Here is a 20,136-nt window from a genome sequence, read left to right as displayed (position 1 = left end):
GGCTTCTGATGCAGTTCCGCCGTACCCCAACTCCAGGAGACGCAAATGTCCCTCCACGTCGTCGTCGGCAAGGGCCCGGTCGGCGCGGCCACCGCCGAACTCCTCGCCGACCGGGGCCACGCGGTGCGCCTGATCAGCCGGTCGGGCGGTCCCGCCAGCCGGACCGACGGCTCGGTCGAGCAGGTCGCGCTCGACGCCTCCGACGGCGTCCGGCTCGGCGAGGCGTGCGAGGGTGCGGTGGCCGTCTACGGCTGCGCGGCGCCGCCCTACCACCGGTGGGTCGAGGAGTGGCCGGCGCTGTCGGCGGCGCTGCTCGACGCGGCCGAGCGCAGCGGTGCGGTCCTGGTCCTCGCGGGCAACCTCTACGCCTACGGTCCGACCGAGGCGGTGCTGACCGAGGACCTGCCCGCCGCGGCGAACACCCGCAAGGGACGGGTCCGCGCCCGCGTCTGGCAGGACGCCCTGCGGCGCCACGAGGCGGGACGTGTCCGGGTCACCGAAGCCCGTGCCTCGGACTTCGTCGGCCCCGGCGTGACGGCGGGCGGGCACCTGGCCGAGCGGGCGGTGCCCGCGCTGCTCAAGGGCCGCACGGTCCGCGTCCTCGGTGATCCGGACGCGCCGCACAGCTGGACTTACGTGCCCGACATCGCGCGCACGCTGGTCCGCCTGGCCGAGGAGGAGCGGGCGTGGGGCCGCGTGTGGCACGTCCCCACACCGCCGCCGTACTCGGCGCGGGAGGCGGTCGAGACCATGTGCCGGATCGCCGGCATCGCACCGGTCAGGGTTGCCGCGACGCCGTGGGCGATGGTGCGCCTCGGTGGTCTGGTGTCGCCGCTGCTGCGCGAGCTGGTGGAGATCCGCTACCAGTTCGACGAGCCGTTCGTGGTGGATTCCGGTTCCTACTGCGAGACGTTCTCGGAGGAGGCCACACCAGCGCAGGACGCGCTCGCCGCGACGGTCACGTGGTGGCGCGAAAGGCTCGCTGCGCGGCCCTGATCGACAACTCGCGTAGCAACCGATCCGGGAGAGTAGGCGGATGGACCAACTGAGCCCGCAGGCGCAGGCCGCGCCGGTGCAGAGGCGACGGCCGGCCGCGGCCGAACTGGGCGCGGCGCTGCGGGAACTGGCCGATGCGGCGGTCTCCACGGAGGCTGGAACGGATGCCCTGCTCGGTGTCGCCGAGCGCGCACGTGCGTTGATCCCGGAGCTGAACACGGCGACGAGAACGCCGGGGGAGCCCGCGTCCGCCGACGCGGTCAGCTCGGGGCCGTACATGTACAACCCGGTCGTCGGGCCGGGGAACCCGATGGCACCACCGATGACCGTGGAGGTCGTCGACGGCGTCGCGGTCGGAACGTGCACGCTCGGGTTGGCCTACGAGGGCCCGGCGCGCTACGCCCACGGCGGGATCAGCGCACTGCTGCTGGACCAGATCCTCGGCCGTGCCCACGCGGCGAACGGACGCCCGGGGGTGACGGTGACGTTGTCCGTGCGGTACCGGCGGCCGGTGCCGCTTCAGACGCCTCTGCGGCTCAAGGCGTGGCTGGACGAGTCCGGTGACCACCCGATCGGCCGCGCCACGATCGCCACGGCCGCCGCGGCGGACACCGCTCTCGTCTCCGCCGAGGGCCGGTTCCTCGGCGTGAAGCTCCGCTAGGCCGCCAGGCGACCCACTACGCAAGCCACATCCGAAACACGTCTTAGCTCGCGGTTCAGCCCGGATCACCGGTGCGTGCTCCGGGCCCGCAGGTGGTCCTGGATGGCGTCGGCCGCCGCGACCGCTCCGCCTTCCTCGCCGAAGGACGCGCCCGCTTCCCGCGCCGCTGCGCGCAGGGACGAGTCGGTCAGGGCGCGGTCGACGGCGGCGCGCAGTTCCGCGGCGGGCACCGGCCGGTTCGACAGGTTGTGGCGCAGCACGACTCCGGCACCGCGGTCGGCGACGGCCCGGCCGATGACCAGTTGCTCGGACTGCTGCGGGACGACGACGAGCGGCACCCCGCACGCCAGTCCTTCCAGCGCGCTGTTCATCCCTCCGTGCGTGACGAACACGTCCGCGCGCCGCAGGACGTCGAGCTGCGGCACCGAGGTGCGGATCAGGGTGTTCGACGGCGGCGGTCCCAGCTTCGCCGGATCGGTGTGCGAGCCGACCGTGAGCACGACACGTGTCGGCAGTGCCGCCTGAGCTTCGAAGCAGGCGCGGAAGAACGCCTCGCTGCCGGTGTGCAGGGTGCCCAGGGACACCAGGGTCAGCGGCTCGGGGCCGTCGACGAAGGCGGCGAGTTCGGGGTCGAGGCGGTGGTCGCGGCTCTCCGCGGAGATCGTGGGTCCGACGAACCGGCAGTGCTCGTCGAGACGCGCGTTCGGTGACTGCATCCAGCTCGGCACCGGGAAGATCGTCAGGTCGCCGCGCATCGGCAGGCTCGGTGCCGGCGGGTAGGGCTGCTTGCCGAACCGTTGCACCACGCGGCGCTTCGCCGACCGCGCGGCAGGCACACCGGGGAGGGCCTCGCGGAGGAAGTGGAGCCATTCGCGTGCGGTCAGGGTGGAGAAGTCCTTGCCGCCGACCATGATGGTCGTCATCAGCGAGATCATGGGCAGGCCGAGGCTCGCCGCGGCCATGCGGCCCCAGATCGCGTTGGAGTCGAAGACGATCGCGTCAGGACGTTCCGACTTCGTTTCGGAGAGCAGGAACGGCAGCAGCGTCTCGGTGGCCTTCAGGATCCGGGCGACGACCCGGACCGGGCCGCCGGTCCGCGTGGCCTTCGCGATGTCGGCCGACCCGAGCGCGCCCGCCGGGTAGGCGCGGAACTCGCAGCCGGTGTCCTCGACCGCCGATCGGAACTCGTCGCTGGTGTAGTAGGCGACCTCCACGCCGCGACTGGTCAGTTCACGCACGATCGGCAGGCTCGGGTTGACGTGGCCGGCAGCCGGCATGCCCACCACGGCAATTCGACCCGCACCGCCCGCCTTTTCCTGGTTCGCGGGGCGGACGTCGGGCGGACCGGTTGCGCTGTCATTCATCGTCGTGCGCTCCTTCGCGCGATGCGGCGGGCCGGTAGCCGACCTGCCGGAGGATGTCGGTGAAATGGCCCTTGATCGCGTCCTCGCCGCTGTCGTCCGGGTGCACGCTCACGTAGAGCAGCGCCGCGCCGGCGAACATCTGCTGCAGGACGGCGGAGTCCACGTGCGGTGGCAGCTCGCCGGCCTCACGCGCCCGGTCCAGGGTGGCGCGCACCGCCTCGACACCGCGTCGGCCGTGCGCGTCGGCGTATGCCCGCAGCAGTTCCGGGTAGTCATCGGCCGCGGCGTACAGGCGACGCATCAGCTTGCGGTCGCGGGGATGCGCCAGCAGTGCCGCCCAGTGCGCGACCATGGCGTCGACGTCGGGCCACTCCAGCCCGCCGGTGTCCGCGTCGCGGTACTCCCACTCGACCGCGCCCACCAGCAGCGCGGTCAGGTTCGGGAACCGCCGGTACACCGTGGCACGGGTGACTCCGGCGCGCCGCGCCACCTGTTCGACGCTGACCTGGCCGACACCGCGCTCGATCAGCAGTTCCGTCGCGGCGGCGAGGATCGCCTCGTCCGCCTCGGCGCTGCGTGGCCGCCCGGGAGGCCGGCCGCGCAGCGCGCCGTCGTCAGACTTCACGATAGATGCAATACAGAGCAGCGCTGTATTGTATCTAGCCTGCGCGCCTCAATGCCCCGGCAACGCTCGTGGCCTTCGCTCTTCGTTGATCACCAACGGTTCGACGGAGGGCGAGTCGGAGCCGACGAGCGACTACCCCTCGATTACCGGCATCGCGAGGCCTTCTCCCGGGTCAGCTGTCCACGAGCGGCAGCTCGGGCAGCAGTTTGTCGAGCGTGATGGGGAAGTCGCGCACGCGTATCCCGGTGGCGTTGAACACCGCGTTGGCCACCGACGCACCGGCTCCGCAGATACCCAGCTCGCCGAGCCCCTTGGCGCCGAGGACGTTGGCCTTGTCGTCGAAGCTCTCGATGATGACGGCGTCGACATCGGGGACGTCGGCGTGGACCGGCACCAGGTAGTGCGCGAGATCCCGGTTGACGAACGCGCCGGACCGCGTGTCGACGACGGCGTCCTCGTCCAGGGCCGCGCTCAGTCCCCAGATCATGCCGCCGATGAGTTGCGAGCGGGCGGTCTTGGCGTTGAGGACGCGACCGGCGGTGAACACGCCCAGCATCCTGCGCAGGCGGATCTCGGCGGTGTCGGCGTCGACGCCGACTTCGGCGAAGTGGGCGCCGTAGGTGTTGATCGAGTACTCCTTGTAGTTCGGGTCGTCGGCCATGGACTGGGTCTCGCCCTCCGCCTCCACGCCTTCGGGGTGGTGACGTGCCACGAGCTCGCGCAGCTCCTCGGAAGCGCTGCCGACGCGCACGCTGCCATCGGCGAACACCGCCTCCGCGGTGTTCAGGCCGTGCAGCGGGGAACGCGTGTCGCCGCGCGCCGCCTCCAGCAGCATCTCGCGCAGGGCCTGGCACGCGCGGTGGACCGCGGTGCCGGCGCCACCCGCGCCCCACGAGCCTCCGGAGCCGGAGCTGGTGGGGAATTCCGACGAGCCGAGATCGACCCGCACGCGGTCGACCGGCAGGCCGAGCCCGTCGGCGGCGACCTGGCTGAGGATCGTGTAGGTACCGGTGCCGATGTCGGTCATGTCCGACTGGACGACGGCGGTCCCGTCCGCCTCCAACCGGACCCGCGCCCTCATCGGTAGCTGGAAGTGCCCGCGGATGGCGGCGGACATGCCGTAGCCGACCAGCCAGCGCCCGTCGCGCCGGCTCCCGGGCGTGGTGGGTCGCTGCTCCCAGCCGAACCGGCGGGCGCCTTCGCGCAGGCAGTCGACGGTGCGCCGGTCGCTGAACGGCACGCCCCGTTCGGGGTCGACCTCGGGCTCGTTGCGGATCCGCAGCTCGACCGGGTCCATCCCGAGCACGTGGGCGAGCTCGTCCATGGCCGACTCGACCGCCAGCATGCCCGGCGCTTCCCCGGGCGCGCGGACGTCCTCGCCGCGCGGCAGGTCGAGTGGTACCAGCCGGTGTCGCGTCAACCGGTTGGGCGCGGCGTAGAGGGGCCGGGTCGTGGCGGCGCTCTGCTCGGCGTACTCGATGCGCGGGCTGGTGAACATCGTGACCTCGTGGGCGAGGGCGACCAGCCGCCCGTCCCGTCCCGCGCCCAGCCGGACCCGCTGGTCCGATGTGGGCCGCAGGCCGACGAGCTCGAAGATCTGCTGGCGGGTCTGCGCGACCTTGACCGGCAGGCCCAGCGTGCGGGCGGCGAGCGCGGCCAGGGTCGTCTCCTGGTGGACGCGCAGCTTGGAGCCGAACCCACCGCCGATGTAGGGGGTGACGACGTGGATCCGCTCGCCGTCGAGCTGGAGGGTGGCGGCGAGCGAGGAGTGCGCCGAGTCGACGATCTGGCAGCTGGCGTAGACCGTCAGGTGCTCGCCCTGCGGAACCGCGAGGCACGCCTGCGGTTCCATCGGCTGGGAGAACACGTACGGCGTCGTGTAGCGCTGGTCGATCCTGACCGCGGCGGTCTCGAACGCGGCGTCGAAATCGCCCACCGCGGTGTCGGTAGGCAGTCCGGCGTTCACCGCCTCCGGGGCGTAGGCCTCGTCCTCGTGCGCGGCGAAGTCGAAGCGCCCCGGTTCCTCGGCGTATGCGACCTCGACGAGACGGGCCGCCGCGCGTGCCTGCTCGAAGGTGGTGGCGACGACCAGTGCCACGGGCTCGCCGTAGTGGTGGACGTCGGGGTCGGCCAACGCCGGGTAGGCGCGCCAGTACTCCGCGGGGACGGACAGGTCGGGGGCACCTTGCGCTGGAGCGTTGTGATGCGTCATCACCATGCGCACGCCCGGTGCGCGTTCGGCGGCTTCGGTGTCGATGCGGGTGATGCGGCCCTTGCCGATCGTCGCGCCGACGATGAACCCGTACAGCGGCTGACCGCCGTCCCACTGCTCGTAGGCGTAGGGGGCGCGGCCGGAGACCTTCAGCTGTCCGTCGACGCGGTTGAGCGCTTGCCCGATCATCGTCGCCTCCTCAGCTCGCCTCGGCCGCCTGCGCCAGCGTGCGGCACAGCGTGCGCTTGGCCAGCTCGATCTTGAAGTCGTTGTCGCCCTGCCCCACGGCGTTGCGCATCGCCGCCTCGCCTGCGGCGCGGTACGTGGCCGTCGTGGCGGGGTTGCCTATCAGGGCGGCCTCCGCCTCGATCGATCGCCAGGGCTTGTGCGCCACACTGCCGAACACGACTCGGGCCCCGCTGATCGCCCCGCCGTCCGTCGAGACGATGACCGCCACGGAAACCAGCGCGAACTCGTAGGACGCGCGGTCGCGCACCTTGCGGTAGAGCTGGCGTCCCGGCGGGGGCGCGGGGAGGATCACCGCTGTGATCATCTCGCCCGGCCGCAGGACGGTCTCGATGTGCGGCGTGTCGCCCGGTAGGCGGTGGAAGTCCGCGATGGCGACGCGGCGCACCGACCCTTCGGCGTCGAGCAGCTCGATCTGCGCCTCCAGGACCGCCATCGCGACGGCCATGTCGGACGGGTGGGTGGCGATGCACGCGTCGCTGGCGCCGAGGATCGCGTGTATGCGGTTGTAGCCACCGATCGCCGAGCAGCCGGAACCGGGCTCGCGCTTGTTGCAACCCGAGGCCGCGTAGTAGAAGTACGGGCATCGCGTGCGCTGCAACAGGTTCCCGCCGACCGAGGCCTTGTTGCGCAACTGGCCCGACGCACCGGCGAGCAGCGCCTGCGACAGCACCGGATACCGCTCGCGCACCCGGGTGTCGGCGGCGAGGTCGGAGTTCGACACCTGGGCGCCGATGCGCAGTCCGCCGTCGTCCTGCTCCTCGAGGTCGGTCAGCGGCAGACGGCTGATGTCGACCAGATGGCTGGGCCGCTCGACATCGATCTTCATCAGATCGAGCAGGTTCGTACCGCCGCTGATGAACTTCGCGCCGGGCTGGGCCACCGCGGCGACCGCGGCGTGCTCGTCCGTCGCTCGCTCGTAGGTGAAGGGCCTCATGGCCGGCCTCCCTCGGCGACGGAGCGGATGGCGGCGACGATGTTCGGGTAGGCCGCGCACCGGCAGATGTTGCCGCTCATCCGCTCGCGGATCTCCTCGTCGGTCAGCGCGATCTGGGCGGAGGCCACGTCCGCGGTGACGTGGCTGGGCCAACCCGCCTCCGCTTCGGCGAGCATGCCGACAGCCGAACAGATCTGGCCGGGCGTGCAGTAGCCGCACTGGAAACCGTCGCGCTCGACGAAGGCGGACTGCATGGGGTGCAGGGCGCCGGGCGAGCCCAGACCTTCGATCGTCACGATCTCGTCGCCTTCGTGCATGACGGCCAGCGTCAGGCAGGAGTTGATGCGCCGGCCGTTGACCAGCACCGTGCAGGCGCCGCACTGCCCGTGGTCGCAGCCCTTCTTCGTCCCGCCCATGCGCAGGTGTTCGCGCAGCGCGTCGAGCAGCGACGTGCGCGGATCCAGCTCGAGGCGGCGCTCACGGCCGTTGACGTGCAACGTGATCGTCGAGAGCGGAATGGTCTCCTGCTGCCCCGGCTCCACCGCGGTCCACGTACCGCCGACCGGGCCGGACGACTGACGGGTACCGGTCGTTGACTCGCCCATTGCGGCTCTCCTTCGCGCTTGTGGGGCTGCCGCCGATGTGAGCTCTCCGCCGGGTGTGCTCGGCTGCCGCGGTGACTGGGCGTCTTCGAGGGCGCTGAGGCCCGCCGTCAAGATCGCCTGGCATCCCCGGACCTCGTGGCCGCGTGGCAACCGGCGGACCGGCGCCGGGCGAGGCCGCGGCGTTGTCCGTGGCGGAGGCGCTGGGGCTTTCACCTACCGCACACAGGCTGGACGCGGGGTCGGCGGTGCAGACAGGGGCTTAAGTCCGTTGGCGCGGAGCACGCTGTCGCGGCAGTCGCCGGCTTGCGCATAACCGCAGTCCGGTGGGCTGTTCGGCATTCCGGGGTGGCAAGAGTGGCGACCACGCGAAGGTTCGCTGATGCTGCTCCGGTGTTGGCCCGGTGCGCTGAGGAGGGGTCATGGCCACCAAGCAACGGAGATCGGGAGGGCGTGAGGGCACGACGGTGAACCTGCCGGGCGTGACCGCCGAGTTCCACCAGCCTGACCACTACATCCCCACGCGCGATGATCTCGCGGGCGCGGTGAACACCGTGCGGAGCCGTCTTCCGTCCGGCAGGTCGATGGTCTTCTACGGCGGTCTGGGCGCGCTGGCGGTGTTCGACGTGCTCGCGTGGCCCGTGGCGGCGGCGATCGGAGTGGGGACGGCGTTGGCTCAGCAGAGCGCGGCGGAGGGCGGCCCGGGTTCTGCCGGTGGCCGGCGGTCGCCTGCGCAGCCGAGTTGAGCGGAACAGGTATTCGGGCCGTCGAGCCGACGCTCGGTGGCCCGTGTCAGCGGGCCGTCACAGGTTGGACAGGTAGGTCCGCGCGCGGCGTTCGATGAGGATCGGGAGGTAGTTCGTGATCCGCGCCGTGGGCAGGTACTCGGATGCCGCGACGTCGACCGCCGAGGACACCCGCTCCCTGGGCACCGACGGAAACCTGCGGGCAAGCTCGTCGTTGACCAGCGCGAGTTCCCGTTCGAGCCACTCGTGATCGATCACGCCTGAACCTCGCTGTCGGGCGGCAGCGATCTCCCGATGGGCCTGCGCGGCGGGTGGGTCGCCGTCCATGGGTGGAATATCGGAGCGAAGCGGAACGGACTGGATGATTCGCCCCTTCACACCACCAGGGCAAGCGTTGCCGCATCCGGCGTCGTCAGGGACCGAGGTCCCGGCTGAGGGCGCCGGCAGCGCGGGTGCTTCTCCCCGATTCCCTCCCGCAAGTAGGTCAGGAACTGGCCGATACCGCCTCTAGCGTGGGCCGTGATCGAGGGAAGTGGAACAACGGAGGGCGGAGATCATGACCTTCGACGAACTGGCCACCCGCGACCAGGCCGACGCGCCGGAGGTGACCGGTGAGCGCGCCGACCTGCTGGCGATGCTGGCCAAGCACCGGCACTTCCTGCGCTTCACCACCCGTGAGCTCACCGACGAGCAGGCCGGGCGGCGGACCACCGTCAGCGAGCTGTGCCTGGGCGGTCTGATCAAGCACGTGACCGCGGTCGAGCGCAACTGGGTGGGCTTCATCCTGGACGGCCCGTCAGCGATCGGTGACTTCAGCACCATGACCGAGGCCGAACAGGCCCGGTGGGTCGACGGGTTCCGCATGCTGCCGGGTGAGACCCTGGCCGGCGTGCTGGCCGACTACGCCGAGGCGGCTCGCCGGACCGACGAGCTGGTCGCCACCCTGCCCGACCTGGATGCCACCCAGCCGCTGCCGAAGGCTCCCTGGTTCGAGGCCGACGAGCGGTGGTCGGCTCGCCGGGTGCTGCTGCACATCATCACCGAGACCGCCCAGCACGCGGGCCACGCCGACATCATCCGCGAGTCCCTGGACGGTGCCAGGAGCATGGGTTGAGGGGCACGGGTCGGGGGCGCTCATTCGCTCAGCCGTAGCTGGTCTCCCGCGCGTGATGCCGCGACCGCCACGGTGGCGTGCGAGGCGAAGATCCAGGCGAGTTGCTCGCTCATCGCGGTGAAACCGTAGGGTTGGTCCGCGTACATGTCCAGGGCGCCGAGCTGGTCGGAGTCGGTGAAGAGCTGGAAGCCCATCATGGCCCCGATACCGAGTTCGCGGGCCCGGGGCGCGTAGCGCGGCCAGCGCTTCTCGGCGCCCATGTGCACGACGCGGAACCACGTCGCGTCGCGAGCGGCGTCGTAGCACGGTCCCTCGCGCAGCTCGCCCTGGGCTCTGTCGGAATCGACCACGAGCTGACTCGTCGAGGCCAACGTCTGCACCTGCTCCCCGCGGACGAGCAGCACGCCGGCGTGGTCGCACCCGGGCACGGTCTCGACGCACAACTGCGAGACCCGGACGAGGGTTTCGGTCACCGTCCGTGCCTGCATCAGCTCGCGTGCGACCTCGGCCATGGTGAACGCGAACTCGTCGGCGCTGTCCCGGAGCCGTCCCATGTGCCCCCCTCTGTCTGCCCAAGCGCCACGAGCACCACGGAACGCGGCCTCGAGGCTTGCCAAGGCAGTACCCCGAACTCCGGCACGAGAACCCACCCGGCGGGTAGCCGGGACACGGAGGGTTGCCGCGGTCCTCGGGGTGGTACCCGATTGTCGGCCGGCACCGGGCGTTGCCCTGAGGTTCGAGGAGAGAACATGGCTGCGAAGCAGCGGAGGCCGACGGGGCGTGAGGCGGCGACGGGGAACCTCCGGGATATCGCCACCGAGCTCGACCAGTCCGATCGCCGCATTCCCACGCGAGACGAACTCGTGTTCGTGCTCAACATCGTTCGGGGATATCTGCCTTCCCCCAGGATGATGGTCTTCTACGGCGCTCTGGGCGCGCTGGCCGTGCTGGAGATGGTCGAGTGGCCCGTGGCGGCGGCCATAGTGGCGGGCGCCGCTGTGGCACGACGATCCAGCAGCGCACCAAGCGCTGAACTGGCCGGCTCGTGATGCGACAGCGACAGCGCCGGCCTCTCGGCGTCGGAATCAGCTCGAGGTGGCGGGCCGGTCGGCGAACACACCGTGGAGCATCCCGGTGGCTTCTCCGATCTCGATCAGGTAGCCGTCGGGGTCGCGGAGATAGCACCGCACCTCGGCCTTGCGGTCCTTGGGTTCGGTGAGGAAGTGCGCGCCTTTCGCGCGGGCGTCCGCGTAGAACGCGGCGATGTCGGCGACCCGGATGTTGAGGAAGGCCGACACCGGATCCTCGGGCTGCGGCGGGGTCAGCACGATGTCGGGCTTGTCGGGTGTGGGTCCGCCGCCGGGGTTCATGATGATCCAGCTGTTGGCGATCCGCACGATGGCGGGGTTCTCGGCCAACACGACCTGCCCGCCGAAGATGTCGGCGTAGAACTCCCGGGAGACGCTGACGTCACGCACGGTCAGGAAGTGCGTGACGACCAGTCCCTGCTGCGGTGCGGGTAAGTCGTAGTGGTCCGTCACTGGTGCCTCCTGACGATCTTTCGATCAGCGAGATGCGTGGGAGTCGACGCCAGCGGCTGTCGGTAACTTCGGCTTCCCCGTGGGACCGAGGTGCTAAACGATTCAAGTCCCCGGTCGACAGGCTGCGGGGTGTGGCCGCCCCGGCTCAGGCTCCGTAGGCCGGTCGGAGCAGCCCCTGCTGCTGGGCTGGTGCCGTGGATCGGCTGCCTCGGCCGGGGCGTGTTCGTGGTAGCCGGCCAGGTAGGTGAACGCGGGAACACCGAGCACGAGCGGGGCCAGGAACACGCGCAGCGAGTGGTTCACGTCCGCCAGTTCGCCGGCCAGCCCGCGGCAGCGCTCGCAGTTGTCCAGATGCTCTTGGACCTGATCGGTTTCCCGCTCGGACAGGCCGCCGCGGGTCCAGCCGCCGAGGCGGTCCACGGTGGGGTGGCAGTCGTCCGGCGGGTTGCCGGCCACGTGCACCTGGAGATACGCCATGCGCAGGCCCTCCCGGGCGCGGTAGGTCAGCGCGGCCATGCCTTGGGCGTGAGACCGAGGAGCGGCGCGAGCCGCTGGGGCGACTCGCCCTCGACCACGGTGTGCCACAGCACGGTCTGCCAGCGCTCCGGCAGGCGGGCGAAGGCGCGCAAGGCCGGCGAACGTTCCAGCTTCGCGACCGCGGTGTCCTCGAACGACCCGCTGATGGCCTCCAGCCGGACGCCCAGCGTCGTGGTCACGTCCTCGGCCGGCCGCAGCGGCCGGTCCTTGCGGGCCCGGTTGTAGGCGACGTGCCTGACCGTGACCAGCAGGTAAGGGCGGAAACGCCTCGTCGGGCCCGCGGCCGGCGCGCAGCGCGTCCAGCACCCGGGCGAACGCCTCGGCGACGTGGTCGTCGGCTTCGCGCGACGACCAGGCCAGCTGCCGCGCGAGGTTGCGGGCCGCGGCACTGTGCCGCTGGTAGAGCATCCCGTACGCGTCGGCGCCGCCCGCGCGCACTGCGCTGATCAGCTCCCGGTCGCTGGGTCCCGGAACGTACTTGCGCTCGGCCATACCGCTTCGCTCCTGTGGTGACAGCACTGGTTGACAACGGAACACCGCCGGCTCCACGTCATGAAGCGAGAGCCGTACGCCCATCCGAGTGATCTTGTGGCGGAGGTGGGCGTCATGCCGTCACATGGCGCTCCGTCGCGTGTTCGGAAGGCGTGACAGACCCCTGGCAGCTCATCGGAATCCTGCTGGCGAGTGCGGCCCTCGGCTTGGGCCGCCCGGCGTTGTTCCTGCTCGCCGTGTTCGCGCACCACCGCCGGCGCATACCCGTGCGCGACGTGGAACGCCTGATCGAGCGTCTTTCCGGCGCGGAAGCCAAGGAAAACGACGGGGACGCGTCTCACGCGGCGGATCGGCGTCCCGGTAGCAAGCGCGCGAACCGGTGCTTTGCCATGGACGCCCGAGCGTTCCTCAGAGCGGCGCGCTGCCGGTCACCGTCGAGCTGCCTCCGCCGGGTAGCGGGGGACAGGTCGTCGTGGCCGAGGAGCAGCCGGCTGTCGCCCACCTCAGCGGGCGCAAGACCGAGGGACCCGCGCGGGCCACGTCCGTCAGCTTCACCTTGCCGGGCGACGACGCTCCGATCCGCACGGCGTGGGTCCGTGGCGGTGTCGACGGTCCGCTGCGGGCGGGAACTTCATGACCGGAGTCAGCCGACCCGGTCGGCGGAAGGGAAGTTTCTCGTTGTGGGAGGCGGGAAATCTCCTTCTCGGTGTGAGTGGGGAATGCTGAGGTCGGAACGCCCCGGCGAATGTGGTTGCGTGCCAAGCAAAGGCGGCTTTCGTCAGCCGCGGAGGCGAGGACTCGCCGGGCGTGGCCGGGTTCCGTTGTGGCGGCAGCGTTCCGGCGCAGCGCGTTGAGGGATCGGTAGACCAGCGTGCGAGTGGCACCTTCGGGGTACCGGGTGATCTCGTTCGACGGAGATCGCCTGGTTCCGGATGCGGGCACTGCCGTGCTGCCCGAGGGTCGAAATGCAACCGATCAACCTACCTGATCAGGAGGAACCGTGTCGCGCACCATAGTTCGGGTGACCGTGGCCACCACTCTCGCCCTCGGGCTGGGCCTGGCCGGAGGCGCCGCCTTCGCCAATGAGCTCCCGATCCCGGGCCTGTCCGAGCTGTCCAAGCTCCAAGAAGGCCAGCCCGGCAAGAGCGAACCGGGCAAGTCGGAGACGAGCGTCCAGCAGAGCGGAGACGAGCGCACGTCGACCAAGGACGATCAGCAGCAGGACACCACCTCGCAGAGCAGCGACGGGCAGCAGGAGCAGGGTGACTCCGAACCGACGACGCGGCCGGCGAGTGGCGGCGAGTCCATCGGCGACTGAGCCGCGGCACCGAACATCGCCCCGGTCCGCCACGAGCGGGCCGGGGCGATGTTCGTCAGGCCGCCGGGGCTACGCCAGGACACCGCTCTGCACGACGTGGCGGATGCGCGAGGGGTCGGCGACCGCGGAGATGTCGGTCAGCGGGTCGCCCTCGACGACGACCAGGTCGGCCAGCGCGCCCGGGCGCAGGGTGCCGAGCTCCCCGGTCATGCCGAGCAGGTCGGCCGCCGCGCTGGTGGCCGCGCGCAGCACCGCCAGCGGAGGCTGGACCTCGGCGCGGATGCGGAACTCCTCGTTCTGGTGGCGGTGCATCCCACCGAGCAGGTCGGTGCCGTAGGCCAGGCGCACCCCGCCCCGGTGCGCGCGTTCCAGCGCGGCCAGCCCGGCGTCGAGCACCTCGTCGACCTTGCGCCAGCTGCTCTCCGGTAGACCGAACTCGCGGCCCTCGGTCTTGAGCGCCCAGTAGGTCACCAGCGTCGGCACCAGGAACGCGTCGTGCGCGACGAATTCCTCCACAGTGGACTCATCGATGAGGTTGCCGTGCTCGATGGAGCGCACCCCCGCCCGCAGCGCCCGGCTGACCGACCGCGCGGTGTAGGCGTGCGCGGCGACGTAGCGGTTGGCGGCCTCGGCCTCCTCGACGATGGCGCGCAGCTCGTCGGTGGAGTACTGGGTCGAGTCGATGCGGTCCGTCGGCGAGGCCACGCCGCCGCCGGCCATGACCTTGATGTGGTGAGCGCCCTTGCGCAGCTCGTCGCGGGCGGCGGCGCGCACCGCGTCGACGCCGTCGGCGATCCGGCCCAGCCCCGCGCAGCACTGGTGCCCGTCGTGCACGCGGGTGCCGCGCGGCCTGCTGTCGCCGTGCCCGCCGGTCTGGCTCAGCGCCTTGCCGCAGAACATCAGCCTCGGCCCCCGGATCAGGCCCTCGGCCTGGGCATCGGCGAGGCCGAAGTCGGCGCCGGAGGCGTCCCGGACGGTGGTGAAGCCGCGGTCGAGCATCCCGCTCATGATCCGGGCGGCGTGCGCGGCGGCGTAGGAGGGCGACCAGGACGGCAGCGCGCCGAGGTCGGCGGTCGCGGCGGTGACGTGCACGTGGGCGTCGATGAGTCCGGGCAGCACCGTGGCGCCTGCCAGCTCGACGGTGCGCGCTCCTCCCGGCGCGGTGAGGCCTGGACCGGTCTCGGCGATGCGGCCGTCGTCGCAGAGCACGTCGCCTTCGGCGTACTCACCGGTGTCGACGTCGAGCAGGGTGCCGTTGCGCAGCAGCAGGGCGGTCACGGGGCAGGTTCCTCCTGGTCGTCGAGGTGGGAGACGGGTTCGGTAGGCGCGGGCCCGAAGTCGGTCGGCGGCCGGTGCATGCGGCGGTCCGGCCACGCCGCGTTCATCGGGTCGCGCCTTGCGGCTCGGATTCGGTCAGGTCCTCCAGCGAGCGGCCCGCGGTCGACACCCCGAACAGCAGCGTGCACACCACGCCGGCGGCCAGCACCGCGGTGGTCATGCCGAACACGCCCGCGAAGCCGAGCGTCGCGGCCGACATGCCGATCACCGACGGCGCGATGATGCTGCCGACGCGGCCGAAGGCGCTGGACAGTCCGGTGCCGGAGGCCCGGATCCAGGTGGGGAAGACCTCCGGCGTGTAGGAGTAGACCGCCGCGTAGGTGCCGTTGAGGAAGAACGACAGGACCGCCGCCGAGGTGGTGATCAGCACCGGGTCGGTCATCTGCGACATCCAGTACGCGCCGGCAGCGGCCCCGGCCAGGTACAGCGCGATGGTGTTCTTGCGGTCGAGCAGCTCGCCCAGCCATGCGGCCGAGAAGTACCCCGGCACCTGCGCGAGGTAGATGATGATCGAGAACTCGAAGCTGCGGGTGACCGTGATGCCCTGCTGCACCAGCAGGGTCGGGATCCAGGTGAAGAACCCGTAGTAGGAGAAGGTGATCACGAACCAGATCAGCCACGTGATCGCCGTGCGGCCCGCCATCGCCCCGCTCCACAGGTACCTCAGCGCGGAGAGCAGCCCGATCCTGCGGGTCCGCGCCGGGCGCTCCACCGCTACCTCGGGCACAGGCGGGAGCTCCGCGCCGGTCGCGGCGAGCACCCTGCGCTCCAGGTCGGCGACCACGCGCTCGGCCTCGTCGGCGCGGCCGTTGGCGAGCAGGAAGCGCGGCGACTCGGGCAGCGAACGCCGCCACCACAGCAGCATCACGATCGGCGCGGCGGTGATCACCTGCGCCCAACGCCAGCCCTCCGGCAGCGGCTGCACCACGAACCGCCCCAGCAGCGCCGCGGCGACGAAGCCGAAGGAGAAGAAGCCTGCCAGTGCGCCGACGAACCAGCCCCGGCGCGCGGCCGGGACGAACTCGGACAGGAACGGCGCGATGATCGCGCTCTCGGCCCCGGCGCCGAATCCGGCGAGCACCCGCGCGCCGAGGAAGATCCCGTAGTTCGGGGCCAGCGCGCCGACCACCGAGAACAGCGCGTAGACCGCCAGCGCCCACATCATCACCTGGCGGCGGCCGATGCGGTCGCCCAGCAGGCCCGCGCAGGTGGCGCCGAACAGGAAGCCGAACGGGGTGGCCGAGCCGATCAGGCCGAGCTGGGCGTTGGTGAGCCCCCAGACCTCCTGCACGCTGGGCAGCAGGAACGCCACGACCGCGGAGTCCATCCCGTCGAAGGTGTAGCCGAGGCCGCCGAGCAGCAGCAGGAGGTAGTGCGGCCGGCTCAGCGGAAGCCGGTCCAGACGTGCCAGCAGGGTCACCAGGTGCCTCCAGCGCTCCAGCACCGAACGAAGTGGGTGGCAACATATAGTGCATTTTTTGAAATGTGCAATACCTGTTGCGCTACGGGGGGTGCGGGAGATGAGCGGCGATCCGGACGGCTTCGAGGCCTGGCTGCGGGACCGGGTGCCCGAGCGCGGGCTGCGCCCGAAGGGGGCGGCGGTGCTGGAGGTGCTGCTCACCCAGCCCCGGCGGGCCTCCTACGCGTCGGCCGCAGAGGCCGCTGAGCTGGCCGGGGTCAACGTCGCGACGGTCAGCCGCACCGCGCAGGCGCTCGGCTTCACCGGCTGGGTCGACCTCCAGCAGGAGCTGCGGGCGCGCTACCTGTCCTCGCTGAGCGCGCCCGAGGTCGCCGCGGCGCACCGCACCGAGGGCGAGCTGGGCGCGGCCTCGCTGCGCCGCGACCTGGAGTCGATGGCGGTGCTGTCCCGGCGGCTCGACGACGGCCTGGTGCGCACGATCGCCGAGGCGATCGCCGCGGCCCGGCGCACGCTGATCGTCGCCAACGGCAGCTACGTGGCTGTCGGCTCCGCGCTCGGGCACAACGTCGGGCTGGCCGGGTACCAGGCGAGCGTGGTCCGCGACGACGCCGACCTGGCCAACTCGGTGTCCCGGCTCGAGCCGGGCGACGTGCTGGTGGCGATCAGCTTCTGGCGGCTCTACCAGAGCACGGTGACCGCTGCCGAGGAGGCGAGCAGCCGGGGTGCGCGGGTGTTCGTCCTCACCGACGCGGCCAGCCCCGCGCTGGTCGAGGCCGCCGAGCAGGTCGTGCTCATACCCGCCGAAGGCGTGGCGTTCTTCCCGTCGCTCGCGCCGGGCATGGCCGTCGCGCAGGCGATCGTCGCGCACTTGTCCACAGTGGATCCCGAGCGGACCAGGCGGTCGATCGAGGCGGCCGAGGCGCAGTGGGCGCGCTTCGGCCTGCTGCACCGCCGGCCCCGGCGCGGCTGACCAGCCGCTCGCGCTACTGGCAGGCCGGGGCCGCGCGGTCGATCAGGCGGATGGCAAACCGCCGGTGATCTGCTGGGTCGGAGTGTCCGTAGTGGTCAGGTTCGCGCTGACGATCCGCTGCAGGTGCCGGTTCGCGTTGTTGAGCTCATGGCGCAGGCCGTGGACCTGCTTGGTCAGCGCGTCGCCGTCGGCCAGCGTGTTCGTCTCGACGGCGCGCAGCAGCACGCCGAGGGTGCCGTGCAGGCGCTGCTGGACTTCGGCGAACGTGACGACCTGCTGCTGCATCTCCAGGGGCGGAGACGTGCGGGCCACCGCCTTGATCATGGTGTCCTGCCAGCGCTGGGCGGCGTGGCGGTAGTGGCGGTCCGCGGCCGTCCGGTAGTGCGGTGCCACCTGGGGGTCCAGGGCGATGCGGATGAGCTCCTGGCTGGTGTCGACGAGCTCGCGGGCGGCCTTGGTCACCGCGTAGGCCCACTCCCACTGCTCGGTCTGCGCGCTGGCCCGGTGTTCCTGCCGGGCCTCCTCGAGCTGATTCCTGGACAGCTTGACCTGTTCCCAGGCGCGTTCGGCCTGCTCATGCGCGTTCCGGGCGGCCTCCGCCGCCTTCGCGGCATCGCGCTCGGCGGCGCCGGCCAGACGGCGCATCGCCTCCGTTCGCTGCTCCGCCTGCTTGGCCTCCTGGCGGGCCAGCCAGAACTGCCACCATGCGAGTCCGACGGCGATGAGCGCCAGACCGGCCGCGGCCCACGTGGCCACCTCCTCGATCCGCATGCGCGAGACCCTGGCACACCCGGACGACCGACTGGTACCGCTGAGCGCAATCTCACGGGCACTTCACCCAGTGCGCCGCTTGACGTACGCGGAGTGGGGACCCAGCCGCTTGGAACGCGCGGTATCCGGTCAAGTACAAGTGGGGAGAGGCAGTTCCAGTCGGACCAGGAAGGATTTGCATGACACCTGCACCGCAAGAGCCCGGCCGCGACGGTTCGGAGGAGCCCGAGAACCCGGGCGGCTCCGACAACTCGGGCGAGCAGCCCGAGGCCTCGGGCGAGCAGCCTGACAACCAGGCGGCCGACTCGGAGGAGCACCCCACGCCCGCTGAGTCCGAGGAACCGCAGGACGCCGACCAGCAGGACGACGACCAGCAGGCGGCGGGCGAGCAGGGCATCGACCAGCAGGCAGCGGACCAGCAGGACGCCAACGAGCAGGACGCCAACGAGCAGGACGCCAACGAGCAGGACGCCAACGAGCAGGGCGCCGATCAGCATGAGGCGGACCAGCAGGGCGCCGATCAGCAGGGCGCCGATCAGCAGGACGCCAACGAGCAGGGCACCGACCAGCAGGGCACCGATCAGCATGAGGCGGACCAGGCTGGAGAAGCCGACGCGGTCCCGGCCGGGAAGAGGAAGACCGGCCTGGTCGTCGGCATCGCCGCGGCGGTTCTGGTTCTCGCCGGGGGCGCGGCAGCGGGCTACGTCTACCTCTGGGGTGCCTCGGCGCAGTCGGTCGCCGAGGACTACGCGGCGCTCGCGACGCAGGAGACTCAGGACCCGCGCAGCGTGACGGCCGAGAGCTACCGGCCCTTCGTGTGCTCGCAGGTCATGCCGGCGATCGAGCAGCTCCAGCAGGAGAAGAACGAGTTCCTCAAGGTGGCGCAGCCGCAGGACCTGGAACAGCTCAGGGCGGTGAAGACGTCGGTGAAGAGCGTTCAGGAGAACGGTGACTCGGGGACCGCCGCTCTGGAGTCGACGATCCCGGGCCAGCCCCCGCAGAGCACGAACCTGAAGCTGACCAAGGAAGACGGCGACTGGAAGCTCTGCGCCTGACCGCTCGTCCAAGGGGGCCGGGTGTTGCGGGCGGTGCCGATGTGATCGGTGGTGCGCCGGGACAGCGCCTGCGCGGCCGCGTCCGTCCCCGGTCCCCTTCCCTGATTTTTTGTTTTCCGGCCGCCCGCCAGGAAGTTCGACTTACGCGAGCGTGACGCGGGGGTTACGCTCCACCTGCGGTGGGAACACGCGGCAGGAGGCGTCGGGTGGCCCGGGCGAGGCACTGGGAGACACCGGCCGCGCAGGGCGCGACCGGCGCAGGGGGCTTTGCGATGTTCAGCGAGCCCGCCCTGCCGGTCGACTTGAGCGCGCCGCCGGCCCGCAGCAGTCGCAGCACGGACCATCGGACCTCGGCGCGGCCGAAGCGCAGCCAGTGGCATCCGCGCGACCGCGATCGAGCGGTACCCGCATCCACCTCGATCGAGAGCGGGGCGTGCTCGCGGGTTTCTGGGCGGCAGCTCCCGCCGCGAGGGGACTTTTCCCGGGAACGGGGGCGCTATGACGGATGAGCACGCTGTGCGGCCGGCGCGTCAGCATGCCGGCCGGGGGGCCGCAGTCCCGCCGATCACGCCCGTTCGCACCGACCGGGCGCCCTGAAGCGGTTCGACCCCAGTACGTCCGGCCCGTCGACGGGCACGGACGAGGCGGACAAGATTCTCCGGCCGCGCATGCGGCGGCGATTCCGCCGTGGCGCACGTGGTCGGGATCCATGAGGAGGTGAGGCCGATGGCGACCACAGCAGGGGAGCTGTCGGCACTGGTGAGCGAGCTCGGGTTGGACAAGCAGAACCAGGCGACGCTGGGGCGGATTCTCGCCCACGGAAACCTCAAGTACGCCGAGGAGGGGTCGGACGGGCGGCTGCACGCCCAGATCCGGATCCCGATCGACGAACTGGTGTGGGACCCGTCGATCCTCGTGATGCCGCACTCGGGCGATCTCGAGCTCGAGATCTTCAACGATGATCAGAACACCCACTGCGCGCTCCTGCCGAGCAACGGCGACCGGCAGTTCGTGTGGCTGCCGGTCCAGTCCCGGGCAACGGCCAGCCTGAACCTGGACGGCCCGGGCTACTACTGGTTCAGCTCACCCATCGGCAACGACGAGGGGCGGGGCATGGTCGGGGCGATCGTCGTGCTCGGCGACGTCCCGGAGCAGGCCCGGCTCGACCGTCCGGCCCAGCCGCGACCCTAG

General features: G+C 71.3%; 22 protein-coding genes. 9 read left to right on the top strand and 13 right to left on the bottom strand.

Annotated features, from left to right (window positions below; translation table 11 throughout):
- The first annotated feature begins 45 nt into the window (after positions 1-45).
- On the top strand, positions 46-996 hold the full coding sequence (locus SACE_RS21670) for an NAD-dependent epimerase/dehydratase family protein (RefSeq protein WP_009942713.1): 951 nt from the start codon (positions 46-48) through the stop codon (positions 994-996).
- Between the two features lie 40 nt (positions 997-1,036).
- A complete protein-coding gene (locus tag SACE_RS21665) occupies positions 1,037-1,657 on the top strand; it encodes a PaaI family thioesterase (RefSeq protein ID WP_009942714.1) in 621 nt (206 codons plus the stop codon).
- A gap of 65 nt (positions 1,658-1,722) precedes the next feature.
- Here SACE_RS21665 and SACE_RS21660 read toward each other — a convergent pair whose 3' ends face one another.
- The 5 genes from SACE_RS21660 to SACE_RS21640 all read right to left on the bottom strand — a co-directional run bounded on the left by SACE_RS21660 (position 1,723) and on the right by SACE_RS21640 (position 7,646).
- Complete coding sequence (locus SACE_RS21660) at positions 1,723-3,021, bottom strand: macrolide family glycosyltransferase (protein ID WP_143538185.1); 1,299 nt, start codon at positions 3,019-3,021, stop codon at positions 1,723-1,725.
- On the bottom strand, positions 3,014-3,646 hold the full coding sequence (locus SACE_RS21655) for a TetR/AcrR family transcriptional regulator (RefSeq protein WP_009942717.1): 633 nt from the start codon (positions 3,644-3,646) through the stop codon (positions 3,014-3,016). Before SACE_RS21655 ends, SACE_RS21660 begins: the two co-directional genes overlap by 8 nt.
- 172 nt (positions 3,647-3,818) lie before the next feature.
- Entirely contained in the window at positions 3,819-6,047 is a 2,229-nt protein-coding gene (locus tag SACE_RS21650) for a xanthine dehydrogenase family protein molybdopterin-binding subunit (protein WP_009942718.1), read from the bottom strand.
- Positions 6,048-6,057: 10 nt separating this feature from the next.
- A complete protein-coding gene (locus SACE_RS21645) occupies positions 6,058-7,041 on the bottom strand; it encodes an FAD binding domain-containing protein (RefSeq protein ID WP_009942719.1) in 984 nt (327 codons plus the stop codon).
- Positions 7,038-7,646: a 2Fe-2S iron-sulfur cluster-binding protein gene (locus tag SACE_RS21640; protein WP_009942720.1), complete on the bottom strand. Its 609-nt coding sequence runs from the start codon at positions 7,644-7,646 to the stop codon at positions 7,038-7,040. The genes SACE_RS21645 and SACE_RS21640 overlap by 4 nt, the downstream gene beginning before the upstream one ends.
- 419 nt (positions 7,647-8,065) lie before the next feature.
- Between SACE_RS21640 and SACE_RS21635 the strand changes: the two genes are divergently transcribed.
- Positions 8,066-8,389 (top strand): hypothetical protein, encoded by a 324-nt coding sequence (locus SACE_RS21635; protein ID WP_009942721.1) that lies wholly within the window; start codon positions 8,066-8,068, stop codon positions 8,387-8,389.
- 57 nt (positions 8,390-8,446) lie between these two features.
- Here SACE_RS21635 and SACE_RS21630 read toward each other — a convergent pair whose 3' ends face one another.
- Positions 8,447-8,647 (bottom strand): three-helix bundle dimerization domain-containing protein, encoded by a 201-nt coding sequence (locus tag SACE_RS21630; protein ID WP_009942722.1) that lies wholly within the window; start codon positions 8,645-8,647, stop codon positions 8,447-8,449.
- Between the two features lie 298 nt (positions 8,648-8,945).
- On the opposite strand from SACE_RS21630, the gene SACE_RS21625 reads away from it, so the two are divergent.
- Complete coding sequence (locus tag SACE_RS21625) at positions 8,946-9,503, top strand: DinB family protein (protein WP_009942725.1); 558 nt, start codon at positions 8,946-8,948, stop codon at positions 9,501-9,503.
- A gap of 20 nt (positions 9,504-9,523) precedes the next feature.
- Here the strand turns inward: SACE_RS21625 and SACE_RS21620 are convergent, their stop codons facing one another.
- Positions 9,524-10,057: a GAF domain-containing protein gene (locus tag SACE_RS21620; RefSeq protein WP_009942726.1), complete on the bottom strand. Its 534-nt coding sequence runs from the start codon at positions 10,055-10,057 to the stop codon at positions 9,524-9,526.
- Between the two features lie 195 nt (positions 10,058-10,252).
- Here SACE_RS21620 and SACE_RS21615 point away from each other — a divergent pair, with 195 nt between their 5' ends.
- On the top strand, positions 10,253-10,552 hold the full coding sequence (locus SACE_RS21615) for a hypothetical protein (protein WP_009942727.1): 300 nt from the start codon (positions 10,253-10,255) through the stop codon (positions 10,550-10,552).
- A 36-nt stretch (positions 10,553-10,588) separates the two neighbouring features.
- Here SACE_RS21615 and SACE_RS21610 read toward each other — a convergent pair whose 3' ends face one another.
- The 3 genes from SACE_RS21610 to SACE_RS39425 all read right to left on the bottom strand — a co-directional run bounded on the left by SACE_RS21610 (position 10,589) and on the right by SACE_RS39425 (position 11,970).
- Positions 10,589-11,044, bottom strand: a complete 456-nt coding sequence (locus tag SACE_RS21610; RefSeq protein ID WP_009942728.1) for a VOC family protein — start codon at positions 11,042-11,044, stop codon at positions 10,589-10,591.
- Positions 11,045-11,146: 102 nt separating this feature from the next.
- A complete protein-coding gene (locus tag SACE_RS39430) occupies positions 11,147-11,560 on the bottom strand; it encodes a zf-HC2 domain-containing protein (RefSeq protein WP_050784263.1) in 414 nt (137 codons plus the stop codon).
- Complete coding sequence (locus SACE_RS39425; RefSeq protein ID WP_011874355.1) at positions 11,548-11,970, bottom strand: RNA polymerase sigma factor; 423 nt, start codon at positions 11,968-11,970, stop codon at positions 11,548-11,550. Before SACE_RS39425 ends, SACE_RS39430 begins: the two co-directional genes overlap by 13 nt.
- Positions 11,971-13,094: 1,124 nt before the next feature.
- Here SACE_RS39425 and SACE_RS21600 point away from each other — a divergent pair.
- A complete protein-coding gene (locus SACE_RS21600) occupies positions 13,095-13,391 on the top strand; it encodes a hypothetical protein (RefSeq protein ID WP_009942730.1) in 297 nt (98 codons plus the stop codon).
- 69 nt (positions 13,392-13,460) lie between these two features.
- On the opposite strand, the gene SACE_RS21595 is transcribed toward SACE_RS21600, so the two are convergent.
- On the bottom strand, positions 13,461-14,669 hold the full coding sequence (locus SACE_RS21595; protein WP_011874353.1) for a metal-dependent hydrolase family protein: 1,209 nt from the start codon (positions 14,667-14,669) through the stop codon (positions 13,461-13,463).
- A gap of 103 nt (positions 14,670-14,772) precedes the next feature.
- A complete protein-coding gene (locus SACE_RS21590; protein ID WP_044547501.1) occupies positions 14,773-16,149 on the bottom strand; it encodes an MFS transporter in 1,377 nt (458 codons plus the stop codon).
- Positions 16,150-16,249: 100 nt separating this feature from the next.
- On the opposite strand from SACE_RS21590, the gene SACE_RS21585 reads away from it, so the two are divergent.
- Positions 16,250-17,119: a MurR/RpiR family transcriptional regulator gene (locus SACE_RS21585; RefSeq protein WP_009942733.1), complete on the top strand. Its 870-nt coding sequence runs from the start codon at positions 16,250-16,252 to the stop codon at positions 17,117-17,119.
- Positions 17,120-17,161: 42 nt separating this feature from the next.
- On the opposite strand, the gene SACE_RS21580 is transcribed toward SACE_RS21585, so the two are convergent.
- On the bottom strand, positions 17,162-17,890 hold the full coding sequence (locus tag SACE_RS21580; protein ID WP_009942735.1) for a hypothetical protein: 729 nt from the start codon (positions 17,888-17,890) through the stop codon (positions 17,162-17,164).
- A 179-nt stretch (positions 17,891-18,069) separates the two neighbouring features.
- Here SACE_RS21580 and SACE_RS21575 point away from each other — a divergent pair, with 179 nt between their 5' ends.
- Positions 18,070-18,945: an Rv0361 family membrane protein gene (locus tag SACE_RS21575; RefSeq protein ID WP_011874350.1), complete on the top strand. Its 876-nt coding sequence runs from the start codon at positions 18,070-18,072 to the stop codon at positions 18,943-18,945.
- A 726-nt stretch (positions 18,946-19,671) separates the two neighbouring features.
- On the top strand, positions 19,672-20,136 hold the full coding sequence (locus SACE_RS21570; RefSeq protein WP_009942737.1) for an MSMEG_3727 family PQQ-associated protein: 465 nt from the start codon (positions 19,672-19,674) through the stop codon (positions 20,134-20,136).

It is taken from the genome of Saccharopolyspora erythraea NRRL 2338, assembly GCF_000062885.1.
Lineage (GTDB): Bacteria > Actinomycetota > Actinomycetes > Mycobacteriales > Pseudonocardiaceae > Saccharopolyspora_D > Saccharopolyspora_D erythraea.
This window is presented reverse-complemented; position numbering and strand designations above follow the sequence as displayed.

Bases quoted from the DNA above. Each gene is read 5' to 3' on its own strand.
- SACE_RS21670 (WP_009942713.1), top strand. From the start codon at position 46: ATGTCCCTCCACGTCGTCGTCGGCAAGGGCCCGGTCGGCGCGGCCACC.
- SACE_RS21665 (WP_009942714.1), top strand. From the start codon at position 1,037: ATGGACCAACTGAGCCCGCAGGCGCAGGCCGCGCCGGTGCAGAGGCGA.
- SACE_RS21660 (WP_143538185.1), bottom strand. From the start codon at position 3,021: ATGAATGACAGCGCAACCGGTCCGCCCGACGTCCGCCCCGCGAACCAG.
- SACE_RS21650 (WP_009942718.1), bottom strand. From the start codon at position 6,047: ATGATCGGGCAAGCGCTCAACCGCGTCGACGGACAGCTGAAGGTCTCC.
- SACE_RS21645 (WP_009942719.1), bottom strand. From the start codon at position 7,041: ATGAGGCCCTTCACCTACGAGCGAGCGACGGACGAGCACGCCGCGGTC.
- SACE_RS21640 (WP_009942720.1), bottom strand. From the start codon at position 7,646: ATGGGCGAGTCAACGACCGGTACCCGTCAGTCGTCCGGCCCGGTCGGC.
- SACE_RS21635 (WP_009942721.1), top strand. From the start codon at position 8,066: ATGGCCACCAAGCAACGGAGATCGGGAGGGCGTGAGGGCACGACGGTG.
- SACE_RS21625 (WP_009942725.1), top strand. From the start codon at position 8,946: ATGACCTTCGACGAACTGGCCACCCGCGACCAGGCCGACGCGCCGGAG.
- SACE_RS21620 (WP_009942726.1), bottom strand. From the start codon at position 10,057: ATGGGACGGCTCCGGGACAGCGCCGACGAGTTCGCGTTCACCATGGCC.
- SACE_RS21615 (WP_009942727.1), top strand. From the start codon at position 10,253: ATGGCTGCGAAGCAGCGGAGGCCGACGGGGCGTGAGGCGGCGACGGGG.
- SACE_RS39430 (WP_050784263.1), bottom strand. From the start codon at position 11,560: ATGGCCGCGCTGACCTACCGCGCCCGGGAGGGCCTGCGCATGGCGTAT.
- SACE_RS21585 (WP_009942733.1), top strand. From the start codon at position 16,250: ATGAGCGGCGATCCGGACGGCTTCGAGGCCTGGCTGCGGGACCGGGTG.
- SACE_RS21580 (WP_009942735.1), bottom strand. From the start codon at position 17,890: ATGCGGATCGAGGAGGTGGCCACGTGGGCCGCGGCCGGTCTGGCGCTC.
- SACE_RS21575 (WP_011874350.1), top strand. From the start codon at position 18,070: ATGACACCTGCACCGCAAGAGCCCGGCCGCGACGGTTCGGAGGAGCCC.
- SACE_RS21570 (WP_009942737.1), top strand. From the start codon at position 19,672: ATGGCGACCACAGCAGGGGAGCTGTCGGCACTGGTGAGCGAGCTCGGG.